The sequence below is a fragment of the Streptomyces sp. CA-251387 genome (assembly GCF_050936625.1).
Taxonomy (GTDB): Bacteria; Actinomycetota; Actinomycetes; order Streptomycetales; family Streptomycetaceae; genus Streptomyces.
Genome location: NZ_JBNJMJ010000001.1, coordinates 5,556,785 through 5,582,081, shown reverse-complemented (window position 1 = coordinate 5,582,081; position 25,297 = coordinate 5,556,785). Strand labels below are relative to the sequence as shown.

23 protein-coding genes are annotated in these 25,297 nt (G+C 70.5%); 9 read left to right on the top strand and 14 right to left on the bottom strand.

Annotation, left to right across the window (positions count from 1 at the left end; all coding sequences use genetic code 11):
- Nucleotides 1–199: 199 nt before the first annotated feature.
- The 10 genes from ACQEV2_RS25055 to ACQEV2_RS25010 are packed head-to-tail and all read right to left on the bottom strand — an operon-like array spanning nucleotide 200 to nucleotide 10,931.
- The gene (locus tag ACQEV2_RS25055; protein WP_433045643.1) at nucleotides 200–1,723 is read right to left on the bottom strand and encodes an NADH-quinone oxidoreductase subunit N; all 1,524 of its coding nucleotides are present in this window, start codon (nucleotides 1,721–1,723) and stop codon (nucleotides 200–202) included.
- Nucleotides 1,720–3,294 carry a complex I subunit 4 family protein gene (locus ACQEV2_RS25050; RefSeq protein ID WP_433045640.1) on the bottom strand — a complete coding sequence of 525 codons (1,575 nt, stop codon included), beginning with the start codon at nucleotides 3,292–3,294 and terminating at the stop codon, nucleotides 1,720–1,722. The genes ACQEV2_RS25055 and ACQEV2_RS25050 overlap by 4 nt, the downstream gene beginning before the upstream one ends.
- Nucleotides 3,295–3,300: 6 nt before the next feature.
- Complete coding sequence (locus ACQEV2_RS25045; protein ID WP_433045637.1) at nucleotides 3,301–5,295, bottom strand: NADH-quinone oxidoreductase subunit 5 family protein; 1,995 nt, start codon at nucleotides 5,293–5,295, stop codon at nucleotides 3,301–3,303.
- The gene (nuoK, locus tag ACQEV2_RS25040) at nucleotides 5,292–5,681 is read right to left on the bottom strand and encodes an NADH-quinone oxidoreductase subunit NuoK (protein WP_433045634.1); all 390 of its coding nucleotides are present in this window, start codon (nucleotides 5,679–5,681) and stop codon (nucleotides 5,292–5,294) included. The genes ACQEV2_RS25045 and nuoK overlap by 4 nt, the downstream gene beginning before the upstream one ends.
- A complete protein-coding gene (locus tag ACQEV2_RS25035) occupies nucleotides 5,681–6,460 on the bottom strand; it encodes an NADH-quinone oxidoreductase subunit J family protein (protein WP_433045631.1) in 780 nt (259 codons plus the stop codon). The genes nuoK and ACQEV2_RS25035 overlap by 1 nt, the downstream gene beginning before the upstream one ends.
- Nucleotides 6,457–7,149, bottom strand: coding sequence for a NuoI/complex I 23 kDa subunit family protein (locus ACQEV2_RS25030; protein ID WP_433045628.1), 693 nt, complete (start codon nucleotides 7,147–7,149; stop codon nucleotides 6,457–6,459). Before ACQEV2_RS25030 ends, ACQEV2_RS25035 begins: the two co-directional genes overlap by 4 nt.
- A gap of 2 nt (nucleotides 7,150–7,151) precedes the next feature.
- Nucleotides 7,152–8,120 carry a complex I subunit 1/NuoH family protein gene (locus ACQEV2_RS25025; RefSeq protein WP_433045625.1) on the bottom strand — a complete coding sequence of 323 codons (969 nt, stop codon included), beginning with the start codon at nucleotides 8,118–8,120 and terminating at the stop codon, nucleotides 7,152–7,154.
- Nucleotides 8,117–9,793, bottom strand: a complete 1,677-nt coding sequence (locus ACQEV2_RS25020) for an NADH-quinone oxidoreductase subunit C (RefSeq protein ID WP_433045622.1) — start codon at nucleotides 9,791–9,793, stop codon at nucleotides 8,117–8,119. The genes ACQEV2_RS25025 and ACQEV2_RS25020 overlap by 4 nt, the downstream gene beginning before the upstream one ends.
- Nucleotides 9,790–10,545, bottom strand: a complete 756-nt coding sequence (locus ACQEV2_RS25015) for an NADH-quinone oxidoreductase subunit B (RefSeq protein WP_433045620.1) — start codon at nucleotides 10,543–10,545, stop codon at nucleotides 9,790–9,792. Before ACQEV2_RS25015 ends, ACQEV2_RS25020 begins: the two co-directional genes overlap by 4 nt.
- A complete protein-coding gene (locus tag ACQEV2_RS25010; protein WP_433045617.1) occupies nucleotides 10,536–10,931 on the bottom strand; it encodes an NADH-quinone oxidoreductase subunit A in 396 nt (131 codons plus the stop codon). Before ACQEV2_RS25010 ends, ACQEV2_RS25015 begins: the two co-directional genes overlap by 10 nt.
- A 335-nt stretch (nucleotides 10,932–11,266) precedes the next feature.
- On the opposite strand from ACQEV2_RS25010, the gene ACQEV2_RS25005 reads away from it, so the two are divergent.
- The 5 genes from ACQEV2_RS25005 (at nucleotide 11,267) to ACQEV2_RS24985 (ending at nucleotide 18,255) form a co-directional block, all read left to right on the top strand.
- On the top strand, nucleotides 11,267–12,475 hold the full coding sequence (locus ACQEV2_RS25005; protein WP_433045614.1) for a sensor histidine kinase: 1,209 nt from the start codon (nucleotides 11,267–11,269) through the stop codon (nucleotides 12,473–12,475).
- 139 nt (nucleotides 12,476–12,614) lie between these two features.
- The gene (locus ACQEV2_RS25000) at nucleotides 12,615–13,991 is read left to right on the top strand and encodes a sensor histidine kinase (protein ID WP_433045611.1); all 1,377 of its coding nucleotides are present in this window, start codon (nucleotides 12,615–12,617) and stop codon (nucleotides 13,989–13,991) included.
- Between the two features lie 314 nt (nucleotides 13,992–14,305).
- Nucleotides 14,306–15,004 carry a LuxR C-terminal-related transcriptional regulator gene (locus tag ACQEV2_RS24995; RefSeq protein ID WP_433045608.1) on the top strand — a complete coding sequence of 233 codons (699 nt, stop codon included), beginning with the start codon at nucleotides 14,306–14,308 and terminating at the stop codon, nucleotides 15,002–15,004.
- A gap of 250 nt (nucleotides 15,005–15,254) precedes the next feature.
- The gene (locus tag ACQEV2_RS24990; RefSeq protein ID WP_433045606.1) at nucleotides 15,255–17,183 is read left to right on the top strand and encodes a 2-oxoacid:acceptor oxidoreductase subunit alpha; all 1,929 of its coding nucleotides are present in this window, start codon (nucleotides 15,255–15,257) and stop codon (nucleotides 17,181–17,183) included.
- Nucleotides 17,176–18,255, top strand: coding sequence for a 2-oxoacid:ferredoxin oxidoreductase subunit beta (locus ACQEV2_RS24985; RefSeq protein ID WP_433045603.1), 1,080 nt, complete (start codon nucleotides 17,176–17,178; stop codon nucleotides 18,253–18,255). The genes ACQEV2_RS24990 and ACQEV2_RS24985 overlap by 8 nt, the downstream gene beginning before the upstream one ends.
- 60 nt (nucleotides 18,256–18,315) lie before the next feature.
- Here ACQEV2_RS24985 and ACQEV2_RS24980 read toward each other — a convergent pair whose 3' ends face one another.
- The 3 genes from ACQEV2_RS24980 to ACQEV2_RS24970 all read right to left on the bottom strand — a co-directional run bounded on the left by ACQEV2_RS24980 (nucleotide 18,316) and on the right by ACQEV2_RS24970 (nucleotide 19,914).
- A complete protein-coding gene (locus tag ACQEV2_RS24980) occupies nucleotides 18,316–18,573 on the bottom strand; it encodes a hypothetical protein (RefSeq protein ID WP_433045600.1) in 258 nt (85 codons plus the stop codon).
- A 119-nt stretch (nucleotides 18,574–18,692) separates the two neighbouring features.
- Complete coding sequence (locus tag ACQEV2_RS24975) at nucleotides 18,693–19,244, bottom strand: DUF6082 family protein (RefSeq protein WP_433045597.1); 552 nt, start codon at nucleotides 19,242–19,244, stop codon at nucleotides 18,693–18,695.
- Between the two features lie 226 nt (nucleotides 19,245–19,470).
- Nucleotides 19,471–19,914, bottom strand: coding sequence for a winged helix-turn-helix transcriptional regulator (locus ACQEV2_RS24970; RefSeq protein WP_433045594.1), 444 nt, complete (start codon nucleotides 19,912–19,914; stop codon nucleotides 19,471–19,473).
- Between the two features lie 91 nt (nucleotides 19,915–20,005).
- On the opposite strand from ACQEV2_RS24970, the gene ACQEV2_RS24965 reads away from it, so the two are divergent.
- From ACQEV2_RS24965 to ACQEV2_RS24950, 4 genes are all read left to right on the top strand, one after another.
- Nucleotides 20,006–20,860: an SDR family oxidoreductase gene (locus ACQEV2_RS24965; protein ID WP_433045591.1), complete on the top strand. Its 855-nt coding sequence runs from the start codon at nucleotides 20,006–20,008 to the stop codon at nucleotides 20,858–20,860.
- Nucleotides 20,861–21,051: 191 nt separating this feature from the next.
- Nucleotides 21,052–22,005, top strand: coding sequence for an EamA family transporter RarD (rarD, locus tag ACQEV2_RS24960; RefSeq protein ID WP_433045588.1), 954 nt, complete (start codon nucleotides 21,052–21,054; stop codon nucleotides 22,003–22,005).
- A 134-nt stretch (nucleotides 22,006–22,139) separates the two neighbouring features.
- The gene (locus ACQEV2_RS24955; RefSeq protein ID WP_433045585.1) at nucleotides 22,140–22,622 is read left to right on the top strand and encodes a VOC family protein; all 483 of its coding nucleotides are present in this window, start codon (nucleotides 22,140–22,142) and stop codon (nucleotides 22,620–22,622) included.
- Between the two features lie 177 nt (nucleotides 22,623–22,799).
- Complete coding sequence (locus tag ACQEV2_RS24950; RefSeq protein ID WP_433045582.1) at nucleotides 22,800–23,750, top strand: M28 family metallopeptidase; 951 nt, start codon at nucleotides 22,800–22,802, stop codon at nucleotides 23,748–23,750.
- 25 nt (nucleotides 23,751–23,775) lie between these two features.
- On the opposite strand, the gene ACQEV2_RS24945 is transcribed toward ACQEV2_RS24950, so the two are convergent.
- Entirely contained in the window at nucleotides 23,776–25,044 is a 1,269-nt protein-coding gene (locus ACQEV2_RS24945; RefSeq protein WP_433045579.1) for a tetratricopeptide repeat protein, read from the bottom strand.
- Nucleotides 25,045–25,297: the final 253 nt, after the last annotated feature.

Genomic DNA, 25,297 nt, shown 5'->3' with positions numbered 1-25,297 from the left:
AACCCTTTGCTGCTCGATCTGCGATGCCACTGGTGCTGTGGTGTCACGTCCAGTGGACCCTTCCGTACTGGTCAACGCCAGGCGAGGGCCACGGGTTCCCTTGCATGTTCGGCGGCGGGCGTGGGCCGTCCGGGTGAGAGCTCCGGCACGCGCGCGGGGCGTGGGTTGCTCCACGCGCGCGTGCGGAATGCGCCAGGGCTCAGAAGAGCCCGGTGTCGGCGAAGCGCAGGATCAGCTGGGGGGCTCCGGACAGGGCGATGCCGACGATGCCGGTGAGGGCCATCGTGGCCGTCACGGGCGCGGGGACGAGGTGCTTGACGGGCTCACCCTCGGGGCCGCGGAACAGCAGGGCCGTCCACTGGAGGTAGTAGAACAGCGCGATCACGACGTTGACGGCCATGACCACGGCCAGCCAGCCGAGGCCCGCGTCGACAGCGGCGGAGAAGACCGTGACCTTGGCGAACAGGCCGACGATGCCCGGCGGGAGTCCTGCGAGGCAGAGCAGGAAGAAGGCCAGGATCAGGGCCGACAGCGGGTTGCGCGCGTACAGGCCGCGGTAGTCGCTGATGCGGTTGAGGGTCTTCGTACGGCCGACGAGTGCGGCCACCGCGAAGGCGCCGAGGTTCACGGCGGCGTACATGAGGGCGTAGGCGACCGTGGATCCGATGGACCGCTCGGCGTCGTCGGAGTACGCGGCGGCGGCGATCGGCACCAGGAGGTAGCCGGCCTGGCCGACGGAGGACCAGGCGAGCAGGCGTACCGCGCTGTACGCGCGCGTGGCCTGCTGGCGCAGGGCGCCGACGTTGCCGACGGTCATGGTGAGGGCGGCAAGCGCCGCGAGGGCGGGTCCCCAGACATCGGCGTACGACGGGAGGGCGATGACCGTGACGAGGATCAGGCCGGTGAAGCCGACCGCCTTGCCGACGACCGACAGATAGGCGGCGACCGGCAGGGGCGCACCCACATACGTGTCCGGCACCCAGAAGTGGAAGGGCACGGCGGCCGTCTTGAAGGCGAAGCCGACCAGGGTGAGGACGACTCCGGTCTGGGCGAGAATCTCGAGCTGCCCGTCGACGTTCTGGATCCGCTCGGCGATCTGGGTCAGGTAGAGGGTGCCCGTGGAGGCGTACACGAAGCTGATGCCCATGAGGCTGACCGCCGTCGCGGTGACCGAGGACAGGAAGAACTTCAGGGCCGCTTCGGAGGACTTGCGGTCGCCGAAACGGAGGCCGACCAGCGCGAACGCGGGGAGAGAGGCGACTTCGAGGGCGACGATGAGGGTCGCCAGGTCCCGGGAGGCGGGCAGGAGGGCGGCTCCGGCGGCGGAGGAGAGCAGCAGGAACCAGAACTCCCCTTCGGGGAGTTCCTTCTTGGCGTCCTTGAGAGCGGTGACCGACAGGAGGGCCGCCAGGAGGGCTCCGCCCAGGACCAGGAACTGGATGACGAGGGTGAAGCGGTCGGCCGTGTAGCTGCAGACGCCGGGGTCGCCGGTGAGGCAGAAGGTGGAGCGGTCGCCGTCCAGGAGGGGCAGCAGCAGGAGCGCGGAGGCTGCCAGGCCGGCTACGGACGTCCAGCCGAGCAGGGCCTTCCTGTTCTCCTCGACGAACAGGTCGGCGACGAGGACCACGAGTGCGACGGCCGCCGCGACGGTGGGCGGCGCGATGGCGAGCCAGTCGACGGACTGGACCAGCGACTCGGCCAGGGGCTGGGCCAGGGAGCTCATCGGGTGCCTCCTGCGAGGAGCTGCTGCACGGCCGGGTCGGTCAGGCCGAGGAGGGTCTTCGGCCACAGTCCGGCGACGACGGTGAGGGCGACGAGCGGCGTCCAGGCCGCGTACTCGTACGTCTGGACGTCGGCGAGCTTCGGGACGTCCTGCGGCACGGCGCCCATGCAGACGCGGCGGACCACGACGAGCAGGTACGCAGCCGTGAGCAGGGTGCCGAAGGCGCCGATCGCCATGAAGGTGAGGAAGGCGGGGCGGCTGAGCCCGGCGGCGGGCTCGAACGCGCCGAACAGCGCGAGCATCTCGCCCCAGAACCCGGCGAGGCCCGGCAGCCCGAGCGAGGCGACCGCGCCGAAGGCGAGCAGTCCGCCGAAACGCGGTGCCTTGCCGTACAGCGCGGCGCCGGTCTGCTCCGCGAGCGCGTCGAGGTCGGTCGTGCCCGTACGGTCCTTCAGCGCGCCGACCAGGAAGAAGAGCAGGCCGGTGATGAGGCCGTGGGCGATGTTGGCGAACAGGGCGCCGTTGACGCCGGTCGGGGTCATCGTGGCGATGCCTAGCAGGACGAAGCCCATGTGGCCGACGGAGGAGTAGGCGATGAGGCGCTTGAGGTCGCCCTTCGCGCCCCGCTTGGCGAGGGCGAGGCAGGCCAGGGATCCGTAGATGATCCCGACGACGGCGAAGGCGGCGAGATACGGCGCGAAGTCGGCGAAGCCGTCGGGGGCAATCGGCAGCAGAATCCGGACGAACCCGTACGTACCCATCTTGAGCAGGACGCTGGCGAGCAGGACCGAGCCGACGGTCGGCGCGGCGGTGTGGGCGTCGGGCAGCCAGCTGTGCAGCGGCCACATCGGTGTCTTGACCGCGAGCCCGATTCCGATCGCCAAAACCGCGATGACCTGCACGGATGTGGTCAGTGACCGGCCGTTGTCAGTGGCGAGTGCCACCATGTCGAACGTGCCCGCCTTGATTCCGATCAGGAGCAGGCCGAGCAGCATGACCACGGAGCCGAGCAGCGTGAAGAGGATGAACTTCCAGGCGGCCTGGCTCCGGCCCTCGCCGCCCCAGCGGGCGATGAGGAAGTACATCGGGATCAGGACCATCTCGAAGGCGAGGAAGAAGAGCAGCAGGTCGAGGACGGCGAAGGTGGCGAGGGTGCCGGACTCCAGGACGAGCAGCAGTGCGACGAAGGCCTTCGGGGTCGGGCCCGAGGGCATCTTGAAGTACGAGTAGAGCGCGCAGAGGAAGGTCAGCAGCGCGGTCAGGACCAGAAGGGGGAGGGAAATGCCGTCGATGCCGAGGTGGATGCGCACGTCGAGTGCGGGGATCCAGCTGATGTCCGTGCTGGCCTGCATCTTCGACGGCTGGTCGTGGTCGAAGCCGAGCGCGAGGACGATCGCGGCGATGAGGACGGCGCCGGTGACGGTGACGCCGTGCCGAAGTACGGCCTGCTCGGGCGACTTCCCCTTCAGGCCGGGCGGGGCGGGTAGGAGAGCGGCGGCGGCGCCGAGGAGCGGGCCGACGACGATGAATGCCAGAAGGAACTGCATCACGGACTCGTTGATATCGATCACGCCTGCTCACGCTCCCGTGGCGACGAGGACGGCGGCGACCGCCAGGACGACGGTGCCGGCGAGCAGCGCGCTCACATAGGTCTGCACATTGCCGGTCTGGGCGCGCCGTACGGCGACGCCGAGCCAGCGAGGTAGCGCGCCTGCGCCGCGCACGTAGGTGTCGACGACCTCGCGGTCGAGGAACCGGACGAGACTCGCGCCGGCCTGGACCGGGCGGACGAACAGCGCCCGGTAGACGGAGTCGAGGTGGAAGCCGACGGCGGCGTGGCGGTGCAGCGGGCCGAGCAGCAGCCGGCCGGGGTCCGCCGGATCGGGTGCGTAGGCCACTCCGCCGTACACGGGCGCGTGGCTGGCGATTGCCTCGGCCTCGACCTGAGCGGCGTCGCCCTCGGGGTGAGCCGCGACCGCACCGAGCGGGACGCGGGCCGCCTCGGCCGTGGTGTGCCGCCAGGCGGCGTAGGTGACGATGCCGCCGACGAGGGCCGCGCCAGTACCGACGACGGACGTGGTGAGGGTCGGGGCGAGGTCGCGGCCGTCGAACCAGTCGGGGAGCACGCGGTAGGCGAGCGCGCCGACGGCTAGGGAGGGGGCGGCGAGTACCCACAGCACCACGGTCATCGTCAGCGGCTGCCTGCCGTGGTCGGGGGCCTCGGCGCCCCGGCCGCGGAAAGCCAGCAGCCACAGGCGCATGGCGTAGGCGGCGGTGAGCAGGGCCGTGATCATGCCTGCGACCAGGACCGTCCAGCCTGCGGCGCCGGGGGCGTGCTCGGTGTGGCCGGTGGCGACGTGTTCGGCGGCGCCGAGGACGGACTCCTTGGAGAAGAAGCCGCTGAACGGCGGGATCGCGGCGAGCGCGAGGAGCGCCACGGTCATCGTCCAGTAGGCGTCGGGGACGCGGTCGCGCAGGTGGCTCATGCGGGACATGGCGGCCAGTGAGTTGGTGCCGGCGGCGTGGATGATCACGCCGGCCGCGAGGAACAGCAGCGCCTTGAAGGCGCCGTGCGAGAGGAGGTGGAAGACGGCGGCACCACGGTCGGCGACGGCGAGGGCGCCGGTCATGTAGCCGAGCTGGCCGATCGTCGAGTAGGCGAGGACGCGCTTGATGTCGTCCTGGGCGAGCGCGGCGAGGCCGGAGCCGATCATCGTGACGGCGGCCATCACCGCGAGGACGATCATCGCGGCCTGGGATGCCTCGAAGACCGGGAGGAGACGGGCGATGAAGTAGACACCGGCGGCGACCATCGTCGCGGCGTGGATCAGCGCGGAGACGGGCGTCGGGCCCGCCATCGCGTCGGGGAGCCAGGTGTGCAGCGGGAACTGCGCCGACTTCCCCGCCACGCCCGCGAGGAGCAGCAGGGCGATCAGGGTCGGGTGGTCGAGTCCGCCGCTCGCGACGGTGCCGAGGACCTTCGTGATGCGGAAGGACCCGGCGTCGGTGGCCAGCGCGAACAGGCCGATGAGGAAGGGGACGTCACCGAGCTTGGTCACCAGGAAGGCCTTGATGGAGGCGGCGCGGGCCTCCGGGGTCTCCCAGTAGTGGCCGACCAGGAAGTACGAGCAGATGCCCATGATCTCCCAGCCGACCAGCAGCACCATCAGGTCGCCGGAGTAGACGACGAGCAGCATCGCGGAGGTGAACAGGGAGACGAGAGCGGCGTACGAGGGGTAGCGCGGGTCCTCGCGCAGGTAGCCCGTGGAGTAGATCTGCACGCAGGTGGCGACGACGCCGACGAGTACGGCGACGAGGGCCGCGAAGCCGTCGATGTGCAGGGCGAGTTCGATCGGGACCGAGCCGGTGGGCGTGAGTTCGGTGGCGGCGTTGATCGCCTGGTCGCCGCCCTGGCGCAGGGCGACCACCGCGGCAAGCACGAGGGACGCGAGCGTCGGCAGGACGGCGAGCGGGCGGACGAAGCCGGGGGCCGTGCGGCCCAGGAGCAGGCCCGCTGCGGCGCCCAGGAACGGAAGGAGGGGGACAAGTGCGGCGAGAGTGGTCGTGGTCACGCGGTGGCCTCAGCCTTCTCGGCCTGCGGGGCCGTGAGGGCGTCGCGGTCGGGGCCGTCGGTGCCGCGGCTCTCGGCGGTGTCGCGGAGCTTGTCGATGTCCGAGGTGCCGCGGTTGCGGTAGACGGCGAGGACGATCGCCAGGCCGATGCCGATCTCGGCGGCGGCGATGGTGATGGTGAACAGGGTCAGGGCCTGGCCGGAGTGCAGGGTCTCCTCGGCTGTCTTGCTGAGCCAGACGTCGAAGGCGACCAGGTTGAGGTTGACGGCGTTGAGCATCAGCTCGACGGACATCAGGACCAGGATCGCGTTGCGGCGGGCGAGGACGCCGTACAGACCGGTGCAGAAGAGGAGAGCGGAGAGTACGGCGGGATAGGCGAGGTGCATCAGCGCGGCTCCTTCTCGCTCGGGGCGCCAGGCTCGGTGGCGGCGGGAGCGGGGGCGCCGGTCGCTGAGGGCTCGCGGCCTGCCGGGACGGGTGCGGTGGTGGAGGGCTCGGCCGCACGGTTCGCCGACGGCGTGCCCGGGGCGGTGCGGCGGCCGGCCGGGGCGCCGGAGCCGCTGCCGGGCCGGTCGGTGGCGGTCTCCTTCGCCTTGCGGGACAGGACGATTGCGCCGACCAGGGCGGCGAGGAGGAGGACGGAGAGGGCCTCGAAGGGGAGGACCCAGTTCTGGAAGAGGCTCTCGCCGGTGGCCTTCGTGGAGCCGGCGGCGGGGCCGTCGAGATCGATCCAGGTCGTGCGGAAGGCGTCGACGACCACCCAGATCAGGGCGGCCGCGGCGGCGAGGGCCACGGTGAGGGCGGCCCAGCGGTTGCCGGAGTCGGCGTCCGGGGAGCGGCCGATGGGGGCCTTGGTGAGCATGAGACCGAACAGGAGGAGAACGACGACGGAGCCGACGTAGATGAGGACCTGCACCCAGGCGATGAACTCGGCGGTGAGCAGGAGGTACTCGACGGCGAGACCGCCGAGCGTGACCACCAGCCACAGGGCGGCGTGTACCAGCTGCCGGGTGGTGACGGTGATCAGCGCGGCACCGAAGGTGACCAGGCCGACGAGGAGGAAGGCGATCTCGACGCCGGTTGGGGAGAGGAAGCCGTGGGTTTCGGCGGCGGCCCTGGTGGTCGGACCCGCCGCGAGGAGGCCTGCGGTTGTGGCGAGGGTCATTCCTTGCCCTCCTGCGTCGGCTGGTCCGTCTGCTGCTGGGACTCCCCCGCCGGCCGGGTGGGCTGCTCGGCGGCGCGGGCCTGCTCCTCGGCGTGCGGCTCGGTCGCAGTGGGGGCTGCGGGCTCGGCGGCCGCGGCCTGCTGCTGGGCGGCCAGCTTCTCGGCGGTCTTGCGGGCGGCGGCGATCTCCTTGGGCTCCTCGGCGCCGGGGTCCAGGGCGGGCGGGGCCGGGACGGTCCACATCCACTCGCGCAGCTTGTCGCGCTCGTGGGTGAGGTCGCGGATGTCGGTCTCGGCGTACTCGAACTCCGGGGACCAGAACAGGGCGTCGAAAGGACAGACCTCGATGCAGATACCGCAGTACATGCACAGGGAGAAGTCGATGGCGAAGCGGTCGAGGACGTTGCGGCTGCGCTCGCGGCCGCCGGGGGTCGCCGCCGGGATCGTCTCCTTGTGGGAGTCGATGTAGATGCACCAGTCCGGGCACTCGCGGGCGCACAGCATGCAGACCGTGCAGTTCTCCTCGAACAGGCCGATCACGCCGCGGGTGCGGGGCGGGAGGTCGGGCTGGGCGTCCGGGTACTGCGCCGTGACGGACTTCCTCGTCATCGTGCGCAGGGTGACGGCCAGGCCCTTGGCGAGGCCGGAGCCGGGGATGCGGGGCCGGGAGGACGGGGATGGCACAGCCATGGCTAGTTGATCACCACCTTGACGATGCCGGTGAGGGCGATCTGGGCGAGGGAGAGGGGGACGAGGAGGGTCCAGGAGAGCTTCTGGAGCTGGTCCTCGCGCAGACGGGGATAGGTGACGCGGAGCCAGATCACGATGAAGGCGAGGACGGCCGTCTTGAGCAGGGTCCAGACCCAGCCGAGGCCGTCGGCGCCCCAGGGGCCGTGCCAGCCGCCCAGGAAGAGGACGGTGGTCAGGCCGCACAGGACGACGATTCCGGCGTACTCGGCGAGGAGGAAGAGGGCGAAGCGGAGGCCGGTGTACTCGGTGTAGGCGCCGAAGATGATCTCCGAGTCGGCGACGGGCATGTCGAAGGGCGGGCGTTGGAGCTCGGCCAGTCCGGCGACGAAGAAGACGATCGCGCCGACGATCTGCCAGGGCAGCCACCACCACTCGAAGGCGTCGAGGATGCCTGGGAGGGAGACGGTGCCGGCCGCCATGGCCACGGAGGCGGCGGCGAGCAGCATCGGGAGTTCGTAGGCCAGGAGCTGGGCGGCGGTGCGCAGGCCGCCGAGGAGGGAGAACTTGTTGGCGGAGGCCCAGCCGGCCATGAGTGAGCCGAGGACGCCCACGCCCATGACGGCGAGTACGAAGAAGATGCCCGCGTCGATGACCTCGCCGACCGCGCCCTCGCCCGGGCCGATGGGGATGGCGAGGAGGACGAGCAGGTACGGGAGGAGAGCCACGGCAGGGGCGAGCTGGAAGATACGGCGGTCCGCGCCGGCCGGGACGACGTCCTCCTTCTGCGCGAACTTCACGCCGTCGGCGACGAGCTGGGCCCAGCCGTGGAAGCCGCCGGCGTACATCGGGCCGAGGCGGCCCTGCATGTGAGCCATCACCTTGTGCTCGGTCTGACCGATGATCAGGGGGAACGTGAGGAAGACGACGAAGACGATCAGGAGTCGCAGGGTGACGTCGAGCGCGTCGTTCACTGCGGGCCTCCTGCGGGGTTGGTTTCGTCGGCGGCGGGGTCGGTGCGGTCTGCGTCTGGGTGGTCTGTGTCGGTTCGGTCTGTGTCGGTTCGGTCTGCGTCTGCCTCTGCGTCTGCGTCTGCGGGGGTGGTTGCCTCGCCTGACTCGGGCTGATCGGGGGCCGACTCGCGCTGTGCATCGGTTGCGGGGAGCGGCTCGCTGTCGGGGCGAGGGGCGGCCTCGACCTCGGCCTGCGGCTTCGGAGCATCAGGCTCGGAGGGTGCCGCGGGCTTCGCGGCGGTTTCCGGCGTCGGCTCGTCCTCGGTCTGCGGCTGGGGCTCGGCTCGTTGCCCCCGCTCGGGCTCGTCGAAGGCCGGGCGGGCGTAGTGCCACGGGGCGTCCGGGCTACGGGGGGCCTTGGGGGTCTTCGGAGTGGCCGATGGGGGCGAGGACGTGGCGGCTTGGCCGGCCTCACCAGCGGACGCCGCGCCGGTCGACGTCGCATCCGCTGCGGCCGCATCGGACGCGGCCCTCTGGCTCGCCGAGCCCTCGCCGGCGCTCCGCGCGCGGCGTGGCGTGGCCGGCGTTCCGGGCGTGGTCGGCGCCGTGCCGGTACCCGCGGGAGACGCGCCCGTCTCCGTCGGGGACTCAGCGCCTTCAGCGGCCGTCGAGGCCTCGGCTCCCGGAGCGGTCGTCGAGGACTCTGCTCCCGCAGCGGCTGCCTGGCTGACCGAACCCTCTGCCGCCGTTCGGGCGCCACGCACCGGACCCGGCGCAGGAGCTCCGCCCTCCGAAGCCGCCCCCTGCTGATTGACCGACCCTTCCGCCGCCGTACCCGCACGCCGCCCCGCACCCTCCGGCGATCCCGCCGTAGGAGCTGCGCCCGCAGTGGCCTCCGTCTGGCTCGCGGAACCCTCCGCCGCCGTACGGGCGCGACGCGGCGCGGCACCCGCCGGTGCCTGAGTCGCACCCGCCGATGCTCCAGCCGCAGGCGTCCCCGCCTGGCTCGCCGAACCCTCCGCCGCCGTACGAGCCCGCCGCACCGGCCGCTCCCCCGCAGCCCGTGCCGGACGCTCCCCGGCCGTGCGCCCGGCGCCCCGGGCCGGGCGGGCCGGGGCAGGCGGGAGCTGGCCCTTCAAGGGGCCCCACTCGTTCGGGTCGGGGACGCCGGGGGGCAGCATCTGGCGGCGCTTCGGGCCGCCGTGTTCGGATTCCCCGGGTTCCTTGGCGCCGGGCCAGGCCTTGGCCACGCGGGCCGCCAGGACGAAGTCCTTGCGCAGGGGGTGGCCCTCGAAATTGTCCGGGAGGAGCAGGTGGTCCAGGGCAGGGTGGTCGGCGAACACCACGCCGAACATCTCGTGCGTCTCGCGTTCGTGCCAGGCCGCGCCGGCGTAGACGCCCACGGCCGAGGGCAGCGTCGGCGCCTCGTGCGGGACCGTCGTACGGACCAGCAGACGCCGTACCGGAGACAGGGCGGCGACATGAGCCGCGACGCGGAAGCCCGTGCCCGGTTCGTCGACCGCGCTCAGCCAGTCGAAGTAGGTGCAGCCCAGCTGGTCGCGGGCCGTCTCCAGGGCCGCGATCCAGGATGTCGGGGGTACGTCGACCGTCAGGACCTCGTACGACTCCTCGGCCGTGGCCTCCGGGCCGAAGAGGTCCTCAACGGGGGCAGGCAGCCAGCCGATCGTCGTCATCGGTCGGCCTCCCCAACGCCGCCGCCATCACTACCGCCGGCACCAGCGGCACCATCGACACCGCCAGCATCACCACTGGAACCGCCAGCACCGCCAGCACCACCACTGGCACCACCGGCACTGCCAGCACCGCCGACACCATCAGCACCACCGGCACCCGGCCCAGCAGGCCCCTTCACCAGCCCGCTCTGCAGCGCCGCCGTCGACGGACGCCCCGCCGCGCCCGCGTACCGCTCACCCAGCGACTCGCGCGCGATCTTCTCCTGGAGCTTCAGAATCCCCTGAAGCAGCGCCTCGGGACGCGGCGGGCAGCCCGGGACGTACACGTCCACCGGGATGATCTGGTCGACGCCCTTGGTGACGGAGTAGGAGTCCCAGTACGGGCCGCCGCAGTTCGAGCAGGCGCCGAAGGAGATGACGTACTTCGGCTCGGGCATCTGTTCGTACAGGCGCTTCACGGCCGGGGCCATCTTGTCCGTCACCGTGCCCGAGACGACCATCAGGTCGGCCTGCCGGGGGCCGGGTGCGAAGGGGATCACGCCGAGGCGGATGAAGTCGTGGCGGGCCATCGACGCGGCGATGAACTCGATCGCGCAGCAGGCGAGGCCGAAGTTGAAGACCCAGAGCGAGTAGCGGCGGCCCCAGTTCAGGATCACCTTCATCGGCTCGGGAGCGAGGCGGGCCAGCGCGCCCAGCCGCTTCGGCTCCGGCAACAGAACCGGCTGCTCGTTGGTGTCTGGCGTCACGTCCATGCCAGAACGCCCTTCTTGTATGCGTAGAGCAGGCCCACGGCCAGGAAGCCGAGGAAGACGAACATCTCGACGAGCGTGGTCGCGCCGTAGCCGGGGGCGGCGAAGACCGTCGCCCACGGGAACAGGAAGATCGAGTCGATGGCGAAGATCACGTACAGGAAGGCGTAGACGTAGTAGCGGACCTGGGTGTGGGCCCAGCCCTCGCCGACGGGGTCGACGCCGCACTCGTACGTCAGGAGCTTCTCGGGCGTGGGGACCACGGGACGCAGCAGGCGGCCCGCCCCGAAGGCGACGGCCACGAACAGCACGCCGATGACGGCCAGCAGTCCGACGACCGAGTAGGACTGGAAGTAGTCCGCCGCGACGACGACGGTCTGTTCCGACACGTCCGCCCCTCGCTCCCTGACCTCGTAATCGATGCCCCAGGACCAGTGTCCTGCGACTTGTGAACTCGTGAACACCGTTGTTCTTTGAACGCCGCTGCTCTTCGTGAACACCGGTGTTCCTCGTGAACATCACTGTTCGACGATCTGTACGCACGGGAGTCTAGGCCCTGCTAAAGACACCGTAAGCAGCCCGTCACACGTTGAGATCCCGTCGAGACGCGACGGCCGGGTGCAGGGCCGCCGCCCGGCGGGGTCGTGAGGGTGGGGATTTCCCCCGCATACGGGGGCGGCCCGCCTCATGGCGCGGCGGCGCACCGCGCGGCACGCTAGCCCATATGACCGAACGCCCCAGCCCTTCGTGGGACGCCTCCAGGCGGTCCGACAACGAGCAGCCGCCGCTGCCACCCGCCCGTTTCGCCTACGACCGGCACACCTGGAAGGAGATCGCACACCTCCTGGCGAACCTTCCATTGTCGCTGCTCGGCTTCACCTACGTCGCGACGGTGCTGTTCACCGGTGCGCTCCTGACGCTGACGGTGATCGGGTTCCCGCTGCTCGCGGCCGGGCTGATCGGTGCGCGGCAGCTGGGCAAGCTGGAGCGGGCACGCGCGCGTGCGCTGCTCGGGGTGCGGGTGGACGAGCCGAGTCCGCTGCCGTTGCGCGGCGGTAAGGACGGTTTCTTCCCGCAGCTGTGGCTGGCGCTGAAGGACCCGGTGGGCTGGCGCACGATCCTGTACGACTTCATCCGCCTGCCCTGGGGCATCCTCACCTTCGTCATCACGCTGACCTCGCTGTTCGTGCTGTGGCCGGTGCTGCCGTTCATCGCGCGGGGCCTCGCCAACGCGGACCGGGCGATGGTGCGCGGCCTGCTGTCGCCCTCCGACGAGCTGGAGCGCCGTATCGCCGAACTGGAGTCGGACCGGGGGGTTGTCGTGGATACGGCGGCCGCCGATCTGCGCCGCATCGAGCGCGACCTGCACGACGGCGCGCAGGCCCGTCTGGTCAACCTCGCCATGGGACTGGGCCTGGCCAAGGAGAAGCTCCTGGAGGACCCCGACTCGGCGGCCGCGATGGTCGAGGAGGCGCACGGCGAGGTGAAGCTCGCCCTTCAGGAGCTGCGCGATCTGGCGCGCGGCATCCATCCGGCCGTACTGACGGACCGCGGTCTGGACGCCGCCCTGTCGGCGGTCGCCTCACGCTGCACGGCGGAGGTGAAGGTGACCGTGGACCTGCTGTCCAGACCGGCCGCGGCCATCGAGGGCATCGCCTACTTCACCGTCTCCGAGCTGCTGCAGAACATCAGCAAGCACAGCGGGGCGAAGTCGGCGTCGGTGGACGTGTGGCGGTCGGAGGACAGGCTGCTGATCCAGGTCTGGGACGACGGCCGCGGCGGCGCGAGCCTGGACGGCGGTACGGGCATGCGCGGGCTCGCCGACCGGCTGGACGCCGTGGACGGCCTGTTCGTCATCGAGTCACCGCAGGGCGGCCCTACGACGGTGACGGCGGAGCTGCCCTGGCGGGACCGCGTGCCCGGGCAGGGGTAGCGGCCGGGGTAGGGAAAACCCCCCGTTCAAGACGCCGACGGCCTCCATGGTCCGCCGACCTGCACTCGAGCAGGGTGGAGATACGACGGCACAGCCCCGGCGACCGGGGCTGACGGGACGAGGAGAACGGACGACGCCGATGGCCACGGAGTACGGACAGGGCTACGGGCAGGGGCTCGGTTTCCCCGAGCGCGGCCCCGCGAGCGGCTTTCCCGAGCACGGCGGCGAGCGCCGGCACCGGCTGCCTGCCGGGCTGCGGGCGCCGTTCGAGGCACGCAGCTGGCGCGAGTTCGGGTACGTGCTGCTGAGCCTGCCGATCAGCATCGTGCTGTTCGTGTACGCCGTCACGATGGTGTCGCTGGGCGCGGGCCTGTTGGTGACCTTCCTCGGCATCCCGGTGCTGGCGGCGGGCCTCGCCGGCTGCCGGGGCTTCGGGGCGCTGGAGCGGGCACGCGCGCGTGCGTTGCTGGACCTGGAGGTGGCCGACCCGGAGCCGCTGAGGATGCGCCGGAGCGGCTTCATGGCGTGGATGGGCGCCGTACTGAAGAGCGGGATGTCGTGGCGGAGCCTGCTGTACGCGGTGCTGCACCTCCCGTGGGCGACGTTCTCCTTCGTCGTCGCCGTGAACGTCTGGGCGTACGGCTGGGCGCTGCTGACGTATCCGCTGTGGTTCTGGGTGTTCCCGGTGTGGGCCGGCCAGGACGGCCTTCAGCTGTACGGCGACGAGACCCACCACATCTACCTCGACAACCCCTTCGAGATCGCCGTGACCGCCCTGATCGGCCTGCTGTTCACGCTGGCCACGCCGTGGATCGTGCGGGCGCTGACGACGGTGGACCGGCTGCTGGTGCACGGCCTGCTCGGGCCGTCGCGGCTGGCCACGCGCGTGGTGGAGCTGGAGTCGGACCGCGGTGTCGTGGTCGATACGGCCGCTGCCGACCTGCGGCGCATCGAGCGCGACCTGCACGACGGCGCCCAGGCCCGTCTGGTGGCCTTGGCCATGGATCTGGGCCTCGCGAAGGAGAAGCTCGCGGAGGACCCGCAGGCGGCGGCCCGGATGGTCGACGAGGCGCACGGCGAGGTGAAGACGGCGTTGCAGGAGCTGCGGGACCTGGCCCGCGGGATCCATCCGGCGGTCCTGACCGACCGGGGCCTGGATGCGGCGCTGTCGGCGGTGGCCTCGCGCTGCACGGTGCCGGTGGAGGTACAGGTCGACCTGGACGAGCGGCCGGTGCCGGCGATCGAGGGGATCGCCTACTTCACGGTGTCGGAGCTGCTGCAGAACATCAGCAAGCACTCTCGGGCCACCTGGGCTGCCGTGGATGTGTGGCGGGTCGAGAACCGGCTGATGCTGCAGGTCGTGGACAACGGGATCGGTGGCGCCGACGTCTCCGAGGGGTCAGGGCTGGCCGGGCTGGCCGAGCGGTTGGACGCGGTGGACGGGATTCTGGTCGTTGACTCACCGGTCGGGGGACCTACTCGGGTCACGGCGGAGCTGCCCTGGAGGACGGTGTAGGCCGGGGCGCGAACGCACCTCAGCGGCTCGCCTCCTGGTCTGCCGTATGCAGGCGGACCGGGGGGCGGTGCCATGGAGCCCCCCCGTCCGTGGCCCCGTCCCTTTCGTGGCCCAGCCCCCGTCCGTGGCCCAACCCCCCGTCCACACCTCGCCATGGCCCAAGCCGCTTCCCGAGCATGCGCCTCCAAGACGCCTCTTCGTTCCAGCGCGCTTCGAGCGCGGTCGGGCAGGTTTTCCACAGGCCCGGTGAGGAAGAGCCGATCGCGCGATACTGAGATCGCGAGGGACGACAGGGCCGGGACACGCTCGGCCGAATGCCGAGGTTCGGGGGGCCGAGGATCGTGGAGGACAGGGTGCGGGTGGTCATCGCCGAGGACTCGGTGCTGCTCAGGGAGGGGCTGACCCGGCTGTTGACCGACCGTGGGCACGAGGTCGTGGCGGGGGTCGGAGACGGCGAGGCGCTGATCAAGACCATCACGGAGCTGGACGCGCAGGGCGAGCTGCCGGATGTGGTGGTCGCGGACGTACGGATGCCGCCCACGCACACGGACGAGGGGGTGCGCGCGGCTGTACAGCTGCGGAAGGCACACCCGGGACTTGGGGTACTCGTGCTGTCGCAGTACGTGGAGGAGCGGTACGCCACGGAACTGCTGGCCGGTTCCAGCCGTGGAGTCGGCTATCTGCTCAAGGACCGCGTGGCGGAGGTTCGGGAGTTCGTGGACGCGGTCGTGCGGGTGGCCCAAGGGGGTACGGCCCTCGACCCGGAGGTCGTCGCCCAGCTGCTGGGCCGCAGCCGTAAGCAGGACGTACTCGCGGGGCTCACTCCGCGGGAGCGGGAGGTCCTGGGGCTCATGGCCGAGGGGCGGACCAACTCCGCGATCGCCCGGCAGCTGGTGGTGAGCGACGGCGCCGTCGAGAAGCACGTCAGCAACATCTTCCTCAAGCTCGGACTGTCCCAGAGCGACGGGGATCACCGCCGTGTTCTGGCGGTCCTCACCTATCTGAACTCCTGACGGTCTGACACCGTGTCAGATAACAGGGCTCCGTCAGAGGCCCAGAACCGAAGAGCGAGCGGGGAGCGTCTTGTAAGCAAGCGCCGGGGGGCGTGTAAATCATGACAAGTCAGGGTGGCGAACCGTCTCAAAATCATGTCCGTCATGCGAATGGCCCCGGGAGGGCGACCTTTGCGGACGTAGGGTTGATCCTGGGAAGGCTTGCGGGAAGGCCATGCCCAGACAGCCGCCTCGAGGGAGGTCCAGTTCAGTGACCAGCCAGGTCAGTAGCCCAGCGGAGCAGGCCGACGAAGCCGTCGTGGGAGAGCAGCGCAAACCGGCAGGGACGAAGGACGTCCGCCGGCTGGACCGGGTGATCATTCGTTTCGCGGGGGACTCGGGCGACGGTATGCAGCTCACCGGCGACCGCTTCACCTCGGAGACGGCGTCCTTCGGCAACGACCTGTCGACACTGCCGAACTTCCCCGCCGAGATCCGGGCCCCCGCCGGCACCCTGCCGGGCGTGTCCTCCTTCCAGCTGCACTTCGCCGACCACGACATCCTGACCCCGGGCGACGCGCCGAACGTGCTGGTCGCGATGAACCCGGCGGCGCTGAAGGCCAACATCGGCGATCTGCCGCGCGGCGCGGAGATCATCGTCAACACGGACGAGTTCACCAAACGGGCGATGCAGAAGGTGGGGTACGAGACCTCGCCGCTGGAGGACGGCTCGCTCGACGGTTACAGCCTCCACCCGGTGCCGCTGACGACACTGACCGTCGAGGCGTTGAAGGAGTTCGACCTCACCCGCAAGGAGGCCGAGCGCAGCAAGAACATGTTCGCGCTGGGCCTGCTGAGCTGGATGTACCACCGCCCGACCGAGGGCACCGAGAAGTTCCTGAAGTCCAAGTTCGCCAAGAAGCCCGAGATCGCGGCCGCCAACATCGCCGCCTTCCGCGCGGGCTGGAACTTCGGCGAGACGACCGAGGACTTCGCCGTCTCCTACGAGGTCGCCCCGGCCGCGAAGGCCTTCCCGGTCGGCACTTACCGGAACATCTCCGGGAACCTCGCCCTGTCCTACGGACTGATCGCCGCGTCTCGCCAGGCGGACCTGCCGCTGTTCCTGGGCTCGTACCCGATCACCCCGGCCTCGGACATCCTGCACGAGCTGAGCAAGCACAAGAACTTCGGCGTACGGACCTTCCAGGCCGAGGACGAGATCGCCGGCATCGGCGCGGCCCTGGGGGCGGCCTTCGGCGGCTCGCTCGCGGTGACCACGACCTCCGGTCCGGGCGTGGCCCTGAAGTCCGAGACCATCGGGCTGGCCGTGTCGCTGGAGCTGCCGCTGCTGGTGATCGACATCCAGCGCGGTGGGCCCTCCACCGGCCTGCCGACCAAGACCGAGCAGGCGGACCTGCTCCAGGCGATGTTCGGCCGCAACGGCGAGGCACCGGTGCCGATCGTCGCCCCGTGCACCCCGGCCGACTGCTTCGACGCGGCCTTGGAGGCGGCGCGGATCGCGCTGACGTACCGCACGCCGGTGATGCTGCTGTCGGACGGCTATCTGGCCAACGGCTCCGAGCCGTGGCGGATCCCGGAGCTGGACGAGCTGCCGGACCTGACCGTGCAGTTCGCACAGGGGCCGAACCACACCCTGGAGGACGGCAGCGAGGTCTTCTGGCCGTACAAGCGCGACCCACAGACCCTCGCCCGGCCGTGGGCGGTCCCGGGCACGCCGGGCCTGGAGCACCGGATCGGCGGCATCGAGAAGGAGGACGGCACGGGCAACATCTCGTACGCCCCGGCCAACCACGACTTCATGGTGCGCACCCGCCAGGCCAAGATCGACGGCATCGAGGTGCCGGACCTCGAGGTCGACGATCCGCACGAGGCGAAGACGCTGGTGCTGGGCTGGGGATCGACGTACGGCCCGATCACGGCCGCGGTCCGCCGCCTGCGCAAGGCCGGCGAGTCCATCGCGCAGGCGCATCTGCGTCACCTGAATCCGTTCCCGCGCAACCTGGGCGTGGTACTCGGACGCTACGAGAAGGTGGTGATCCCCGAGATGAACCTCGGTCAGCTCGCCACCCTGGTCCGCGCGAAGTACCTGGTGGACGCCCACTCGTACAACCAGGTCAACGGCATGCCGTTCAAGGCGGAACAGCTCGCCAAGGCTCTCAAGGAGGCCATCGATGCCTGAGACGTCCGCGGAAGGCACGGGCACGATCGAGGCGCTCTCGCTCGTCCCCAAGGCCGAGGCGCGCCAGTCCATGAAGGACTTCAAGTCCGATCAGGAAGTGCGCTGGTGCCCCGGCTGCGGTGACTACGCGATCCTCGCCGCGGTGCAGGGCTTCATGCCGGAGCTGGGCCTGGCCAAGGAGAACATCGTCTTCGTCTCGGGCATCGGCTGTTCGTCGCGTTTCCCGTACTACATGAACACGTACGGCATGCACTCCATCCACGGCCGTGCGCCCGCGATCGCGACGGGGCTGGCCTCGTCGCGCCGGGACCTGTCGGTATGGGTGGTGACCGGTGACGGCGACGCGCTGTCGATCGGCGGCAACCACCTGATCCACGCACTGCGCCGCAACGTCAACCTCAAGATCCTGCTGTTCAACAACCGGATCTACGGCCTGACGAAGGGCCAGTACTCCCCGACCTCCGAGGTCGGCAAGATCACCAAGTCGACACCGATGGGCTCGCTGGACGCCCCCTTCAACCCGGTGTCGCTGGCGATCGGCGCGGAGGCGTCCTTCGTGGCGCGCACGATCGACTCCGACCGCAAGCACCTCACCCAGGTCCTGCGCGAGGCGGCCGCCCACAAGGGCACGGCGCTGATCGAGATCTACCAGAACTGCAACATCTTCAACGACGGCGCCTTCGAGGTCCTCAAGGACAAGCAGCAGGCCGAGGAGGCGGTGATCCGGCTGGAGCACGGGCAGCCGATCCGCTTCGGGGCGGACGGTTCGCGGGGCGTCGTGCGCGACGCGCAGACCGGTGACCTGAAGGTGGTGACGGTGACCCCGGAGAACGAGTCGCAGATCGTGATCCACGACGCCCACTCCGCCTCGCCGACCACGGCGTTCGCCCTGTCCCGCCTGGCCGACCCGGACACCTTGCACCACACCCCGATCGGCGTGTTCCGCGCGGTGGACCGGCCGGTGTACGACACCCAGATGGCCGACCAGCTGGACTCGGCGATCGAGCAGAACGGCAAGGGGGATCTGGCGGCGTTGTTGGCGGGTGGGGACACCTGGACTGTCGTCGGCTGACCGGCTCGTCCGAACGGGCGTGAAGGGCCTGGGTGCCGTACGGCACCCAGGCCCTCGGCGTCATGCGTCGGGGATGTCCTTCTTGGCGCGGATGAGAGTCTCGCGGCTGATCACGACAATGCGCTCATAGTCTGCCCGGGCAGCGTCCGCGGGAAGGCAGGGTTCCAGCTCGACGGTGGCTTCGGTGCCGATGATCGCGAAATCACCGTTGCTGAGTTCGAACAGGTCGGGACAAGTCTCAGCCGTTCCACTTCCCCGCAAGCGGGGCGGGTCCCCAAGCCGACGGGTGATTCGGAACGCCGAGACTCCATCGCGCACCTGAGCGGTCCCCTCTCGGGGCCGCCGCAGCCCCGCGTCTCAAGGGGCGCCACTCGAAGAGTGACGCCCCTTGGGTTCACAGTGCTCCGGATCTTACACGTGTGTGAGACCCCTCACGTTTACTCCTCCCCCGAGCCGACCACCCACCATTCGTCAGGGTCGTCCCGCAGATCCTCCAACATCGCGTCAACGACCGAACCGACACGGCTTTCGAGGGATTCGTCGGGCACGCTGCGCCGATGCTCGACCGTGGAGGCCCAGTACTCCGCGAACACCTCGTTGCGGCACAGGACACGCAGTTGCCCCACAAGCTCGTCCCAGTCGTAGACGCCGACGCGGTGAGCCATCAGAAGCACGCCGTACTGACGGTTGGCGAAGATCATCTGTCGACGCCGGTGTTCGGAGAGCCCTCTCAACGTGCTCATGGCCGCTGCCAGCGACGGGTCGTCGATCGCTCGGTCCATCTGCTCGACGGAAAGGCGGTATTGCTGAATCAGATTCGCGCGGCGCATCTCCTCGGTCATCAGCGTCAGTTGCCGCAACAGCTCCAGCAGGAGTTCCTCCTGCCTCCGGCGACGGCCGCGACCGAAAGGCCCACGCACGAGACCGAGTCCCGCCATTACCGCAGAACCGATCCTGCTGGGCCGGGCGGCCGGAGTCTGTGTGGCCATGTCAAGGCAACCCCCTGGATGCGGTGACCGTGCGCCGTGCGGTGGCATGAATCGGCACACGGGTGGGCGTAGCACTCCGCCCCAAGCGTGCCCGGCGACTCAAGGCGGCGTGGGAGCGGAGAGGGGGCGCATGGAAGGACGTGTCTCGCATGTCGACCGACGCCCTGACATATGTGTGCCCCCAGGCGCCGTCGGCATTCCTTCAGACGGGACCCGGACTCCTACGTCATCCCTGCTCAGAGGCGCTCCTCCGCGCGTCGTACACCTCCCGCGCCCGCTGCACCTCCGCCATCCGCTCCTCGGTCCACAGCGCCAGCCCGCGCACCTGTTCCGCCGCCTCGCGGCCCAGATCGGTGAGGGAGTAGTCGACCCTCGGCGGGATCACCGGCTTCGCGTCGCGGTGAACCAGGCCGTCGCGTTCCAGGGTCTGGAGGGTCTGGGTGAGCATCTTCTCGCTGACGCCTCGGCCTCCCCACCGACTGATCGCCCGGCGCAGCTCACTGAAGCGGTACGGGCGCTCCAGGAGCTCGATCAGGACGAGGACTCCCCAACGGCTGGTGAGGTGCTCCAGGACCAGGCGGTGCGGGCACATCGCCTCGGCCATGTCGTACTTGCCCCTCGTCGCGCCTGCCACGGCGCCTGTCACGCTTGCCACGTCACTTACGGCCATGCCAGTACCTTACTTCAAAGTGGGTACTTTCGCAGAGTTAGCGCCACTCCTAGGGTTAGTGCCCAACGCACCCCACAAGGAGTCACACATCATGAGCATCGTCGTCACCGGAGCCACCGGACACCTGGGTCGCCACGTCGTGGAGCAGCTGCTGAAGAAGGTTCCGGCCGACCAGGTCACCGCCGTCGTCCGCACCCCCGAGAAGGCCGCCGGCCTCGCCGAGCGCGGCGTGAAGATCGCCGTCGCCGACTACAACGCCCCCGAGACCTTCGACGGACTGTTCGCGGCCGGCGACAAGGTGCTGCTCATATCCGGCAACGAGTTCGACAAGGGCCGCGTCGGCCAGCACCAGGTCGTCATCGACGCCGCCAAGACCGCCGGCGTCGCCCTGCTCGCGTACACCAGCGCCCCCGGCAGCCTGACGGCCGCCCTCGCCGATGACCACCGGGCCACGGAGAAGGTGCTCCTGGAGTCCGGCCTCCCGTACACGCTGCTGCGCAACGGCTGGTACCACGAGAACTACACCGAGAACCTCGCCCCGGTCCTGCAGTACAACGCGGTCACCCACGCCGCCGGCGAGGGCCGCGTCTCCTCCGCCTCCCGCGCCGACTACGCGGCCGCCGCCGTCGCCGTACTGACCGGCGAGGGGCACGAGAACCAGACGTACGAGCTGGGCGGCGACGTCGCCTGGAGCTTCGCCGAGTACGCCGCCGAGCTGAGCCGGCAGACCGGCAAGGAGATCGCCAACAACGCCGTCTCTGCCGAGGCCTACACCGGCATCCTGGCCGGCGCCGGGGTGCCCGAGCCGCTCGCCGCGATCCTGGCCGGTGTGGACGCCTCCGTCGAGAAGGGCGAGCTGGTCGTCGACAGTGGGGATCTGTCCCGCCTGGCCGGCCGCCCGACCACCCCGCTCGCCGACGCGATCGCGGCCGCGGTCAAGGGCTGAGTTCCGCCGGGGTTTCCGCAAGCCGCCCGCCCCGGCAGCCCCAAGGGCTCACTCCCCCCAGCGCGCCTTGGATGCTCACCCCGCCTGTCATGACCGTATGGCGATACGGGCATGACAGGCGGGGGCATTCGGCGTTACCTTCGTGCGGGCCGCCGTATGAGCGCGGCCAGGTGTGGTGCAAAGGAGGGGCCGTGACCGGGACGTCCAAGGGCGAGCGGCGAATAGGACTGCTGAACGGCTTCGCGGCGTACGGGATGTGGGGGCTCGTTCCCCTGTTCTGGCCCCTGCTGAAGCCCGCCGGGGCGGTCGAGATCCTCGCTCACCGGATGGCCTGGTCCCTCGTGTTCGTGGCGGTCGCGCTGATCGTCGTACGCCGCTGGGCCTGGGCGGGTGCATTGATACGGCAGCCGCGGCGACTGGCGCTCGTCGCCGTGGCCGCGGGCGTCATCACCGTCAACTGGGGCGTCTACATCTGGTCCGTGAACTCGGGCCATGTGGTGGAGGCCTCGCTCGGGTACTTCATCAACCCGCTCGTCACCATCGCGATGGGCGTCCTGCTCCTCAAGGAGCGGCTGCGGCCCGTGCAGTGGGTGGCGGTCGGGGTCGGCGGTGCGGCGGTGGTGGTGCTGACCGTCGGGTACGGCCGGCCGCCGTGGATCTCCCTCGTCCTCGCCTTCTCGTTCGCCACGTACGGGTTCGTGAAGAAGAAGGTCAATCTCGGCGGGGTCGAGTCGCTGGCCGCGGAGACGGCGATCCAGTTCCTGCCCGCCGTGGCGTATCTGGTGTGGCTGACAGCGCACGGGCAGTCGACGTTCGCGTCGGAAGGACCCGGGCATGCGGCACTGCTCGCGGCCACCGGCGTCGTCACCGCCCTGCCACTCGTCTGCTTCGGCGCGGCCGCGATACGCGTGCCGCTGTCGACGCTGGGGCTGTTGCAGTACCTGGCGCCGGTCTTCCAGTTCCTGCTCGGTGTCCTGTACTTCCATGAGGCGATGCCGGCCGAGAGGTGGGCCGGGTTCGCGCTGGTGTGGCTGGCGTTGACGCTGCTGACGGCGGACGCGTGGCGCGCGGCGCGGCGCTTGCGGGCCGCCGAGATCAAGGTGCCGCGGGTAGAGAAGGCGACGTCCGCCGCAGTGGACGTCTGATCCGGGGGCTGCCCTCCCCGGCCCCCCCACTTCGGCCCCGAAAGGGCCTCGTCCTCAAACGCCGGACGGGCCAAGTGCGACCGACCGGCGATTCACCGTTGCGGCCCGCTCCCCCACCCCATATGAGTGGTCGCATGACACAGGCACCCGACACCGGCACCACACCCACCCCCCTCCACTGGAAGCTCGTCATCGACTGCGCCAACCCCCAGTCCCAGGCCGACTTCTGGGCCGCCGCGCTGCACTACGAGGTCGAGGACAACAGCGCCCTCATCGAGCGGCTCCTGGAGCTCGGCGCGCTGCCGCGCGAGGCCGTCGTCGAGTTTCACGCCCGGCTCGCCTTCCGGGACCTGGTGGCCGTACGGCATCCGGACGACCCGTACGACCAGGAGAGCGGGACGGGGCTGGGGCGGCGGCTGCTGTTCCAGCGGGTGCCGGAGGCGAAGACCGTCAAGAACCGGCTCCATCTCGATCTGCACGCGGCGGCCAGGAAGCGCGAGGCCGAGGTCGAGCGGCTGGAGGGGCTGGGGGCGAGTGTGCTGCGGCGGGTGAAGGAGCCGGGCGGGGAGTGGGTGGTGATGACGGATCCGGAGGGGAACGAGTTCTGCGTGCAGTAAGGCAGGCACACAGGGTTTTCCCTAGGTCCTTCCTGGGTTTCTCCCCATCTGAACTCACTGTCCACTTACGGCCCTTGACGGAGAGTCAGGCACAGCTCCACCATCCAGGCACCCCATTCACTGTGGATCCCCTGTGGTCACCCCTCGGGGATCCCCCTGGAATCCGGAGCCCCCCACATGAAGCTCCCCGTCTCCTGGCGCGCGTCGGCGGCCGCCGCAGTCGCGACCGCCACGCTTCTGGCCGGCGGATCCATAGCCGGCGCGGCAACCGAGGCCGAGGTCGAGGCCGCCGCCGCACCCGACATACCCGTGGCGAGCGTGAAGGCCCACCTCACCCAGCTGCAGTCCATCGCCACCGCCAACGGCGGCAACCGAGCCCACGGCCGCCCCGGCTACAAGGCCTCCCTCGACTATGTGAAGGCCAAGCTGGACGCCGCCGGATACACCACGACCGTCCAGCAGTTCACGTCCTCGGGCCGTACCGGCTACAACCTGATCGCCGACTGGCCCGGCGGCGACACCAACCAGGTCGTCATGGCCGGCTCGCACCTCGACAGCGTCTCCTCCGGCGCCGGCATCAACGACAACGGCTCCGGCTCGGCCGCGGTCCTGGAGACCGCGCTCGCCGTGTCGCGGGCCGGCTACCAGCCCACCAAGCATCTGCGGTTCGCCTGGTGGGGCGCGGAGGAGCTGGGCCTCGTCGGCTCCCGCTACTACGTCAACAACCTCTCCGCCGCCAACCGCGCGAAGATCAGCGGCTATCTGAACTTCGACATGATCGGCTCGCCCAACCCCGGCTACTTCGTCTACGACGACGACCCCGCGATCGAGAAGACCTTCAAGGACTACTTCGTCGGCCTCGGCGTCCCGACCGAGATCGAGACCGAGGGCGACGGCCGCTCCGACCACGCGCCGTTCAAGAGCGCGGGCGTGCCGGTGGGCGGGCTGTTCACGGGGGCGAGCCGGACGAAGACCGCGGCTCAGGTGGCCAAGTGGGGCGGTACGTCGGGGCAGGCCTTCGACCGCTGCTACCACTCGTCCTGCGACACCACGTCCAACATCAACGACACCGCCCTCAACCGCAACAGTGACGCCGTGGCGTACGCGGTGTGGGAGCTGTCGGAGTGATCCCCTGACCTGCTGATTCCCCGACTCAGTCCCTGGGCGGTTCGGCCGACTTGGCGGCTCGGGCGGCGAGGCGGTCCATGCGTGCGCGGGCCGACTCCAGCTCCTCGACGTCGTCGGCGGCCGGACCGCCCTCCGCCGTGAGCTCGGTCCACAGGCCGAGCAGCTCCCGGCCCAGGTCGAGCCCCAGCGCCGGATCCCGTACGGCCCGCCAGGCCGTGGCCGCGCTCTGGAGGCTGCCGTACGCCGCCTCCGCATCCCCGATGCGGTGGTGCGTGCGGGCCACGTCCAGCGAGAGACGGAAGGCGTGCACCGGTTCCCCCGTCAAGTAGGCGATGTACGCGGCGAGTTCACGCATCCGCAGCACCTCGGCGTGCTCCAGACCGAGCACCGCGGACGCCTCCGCCACGGTCCGCTCCGCGAGCTCCGCCGCCTCCACCGTCCGCCCCGCCTTCACGGCCTCGTTGATCCGGGTCAGCGGCCCCGCGAAGGGGGAGGCATCGGCGGTACCGGCGGGCGGCGCGTCCCCGAGCACGGCTTCGGCCACGGCGTCGAAGCCTCGGGGCGGGGTGGGTTTGGGGTCCGGGTCGGGGTCGGGGCCGACGTTCGGGACGAGGACGGGGTCGACGGTTCGTGGTGCGTCGGCTTGCTGCATGTTGCTTTGCCGCACGTCGGGGTGCGGTACGGCGCTTTGCGGTACGTCGGCTTCCGGTACGGCGCCCGGCAGCGGCCTCGGCTCCATGGAGGGCGGTGGGCCGAACTCCCCCAGGGGCGGCGCGACCGTGCCGGGCACGGCGTCCTGCACCGGCTCGGGCAGGGCGCGCAGCCGGAAGGTGGGCGAGGCGTCCTGCTCCGGGCCCGGCAGGGGCCGTAGGACATGCGTGGGTTTGTCCCGGTACGGCGCCTCGTCCGAGGTGGGCGACGGGTCCGCGGGAAGTCGTACGGCCTCTCCCGGCACCGCCTGCTCCCCCGGCGGAGCCGTCCGTAGGGGCTCCGCGGTGAACCGGCTGGAGCCGTCCGCGTCCACCCGCAGCGGGACGACGTATCCGATGCGCTCGTCGTGGACCGTGGCGTGCACGGGGTGGCCGGCGGCGAGGGCGATGCGCTGGAGGTGGGTCAGGACGGCGTGCTGGATCTCCTCACCGGCGGCCGCACTGACGGGTACGCCACCGATCGACGCGCCGCCCGCGCCGCTACCGACGGCAGGGACGCGCACGTCGATCGGCGCGGCCGCGGGGGCCGCCGAGGCCGCGGCGCGCTTCTGTTCCCGCTTCATCGCACGGCTGAGTCGAGACATCGCTTCCCTCACTGGCAGGCGTCGGGGAGTGCGCGGACAGCGCGTTCGGGTCCCATGGTGCTCCCTCCCGCGGTCCGCCCGCCCCGGCGGCGTCACGGGTCCGGCCGTACTGGCCGGACCCGTGATTCGGACACGTCGTACATGTACTGTCGAGTCTCTCCGGCCGCGCGCGGCGCCGACGTCACCGTGGCGTCACAGACTCGTTCCAGGAGCTTGTGCCACGTCACAGCGTTCTCATGCCTGACGCGAAGAT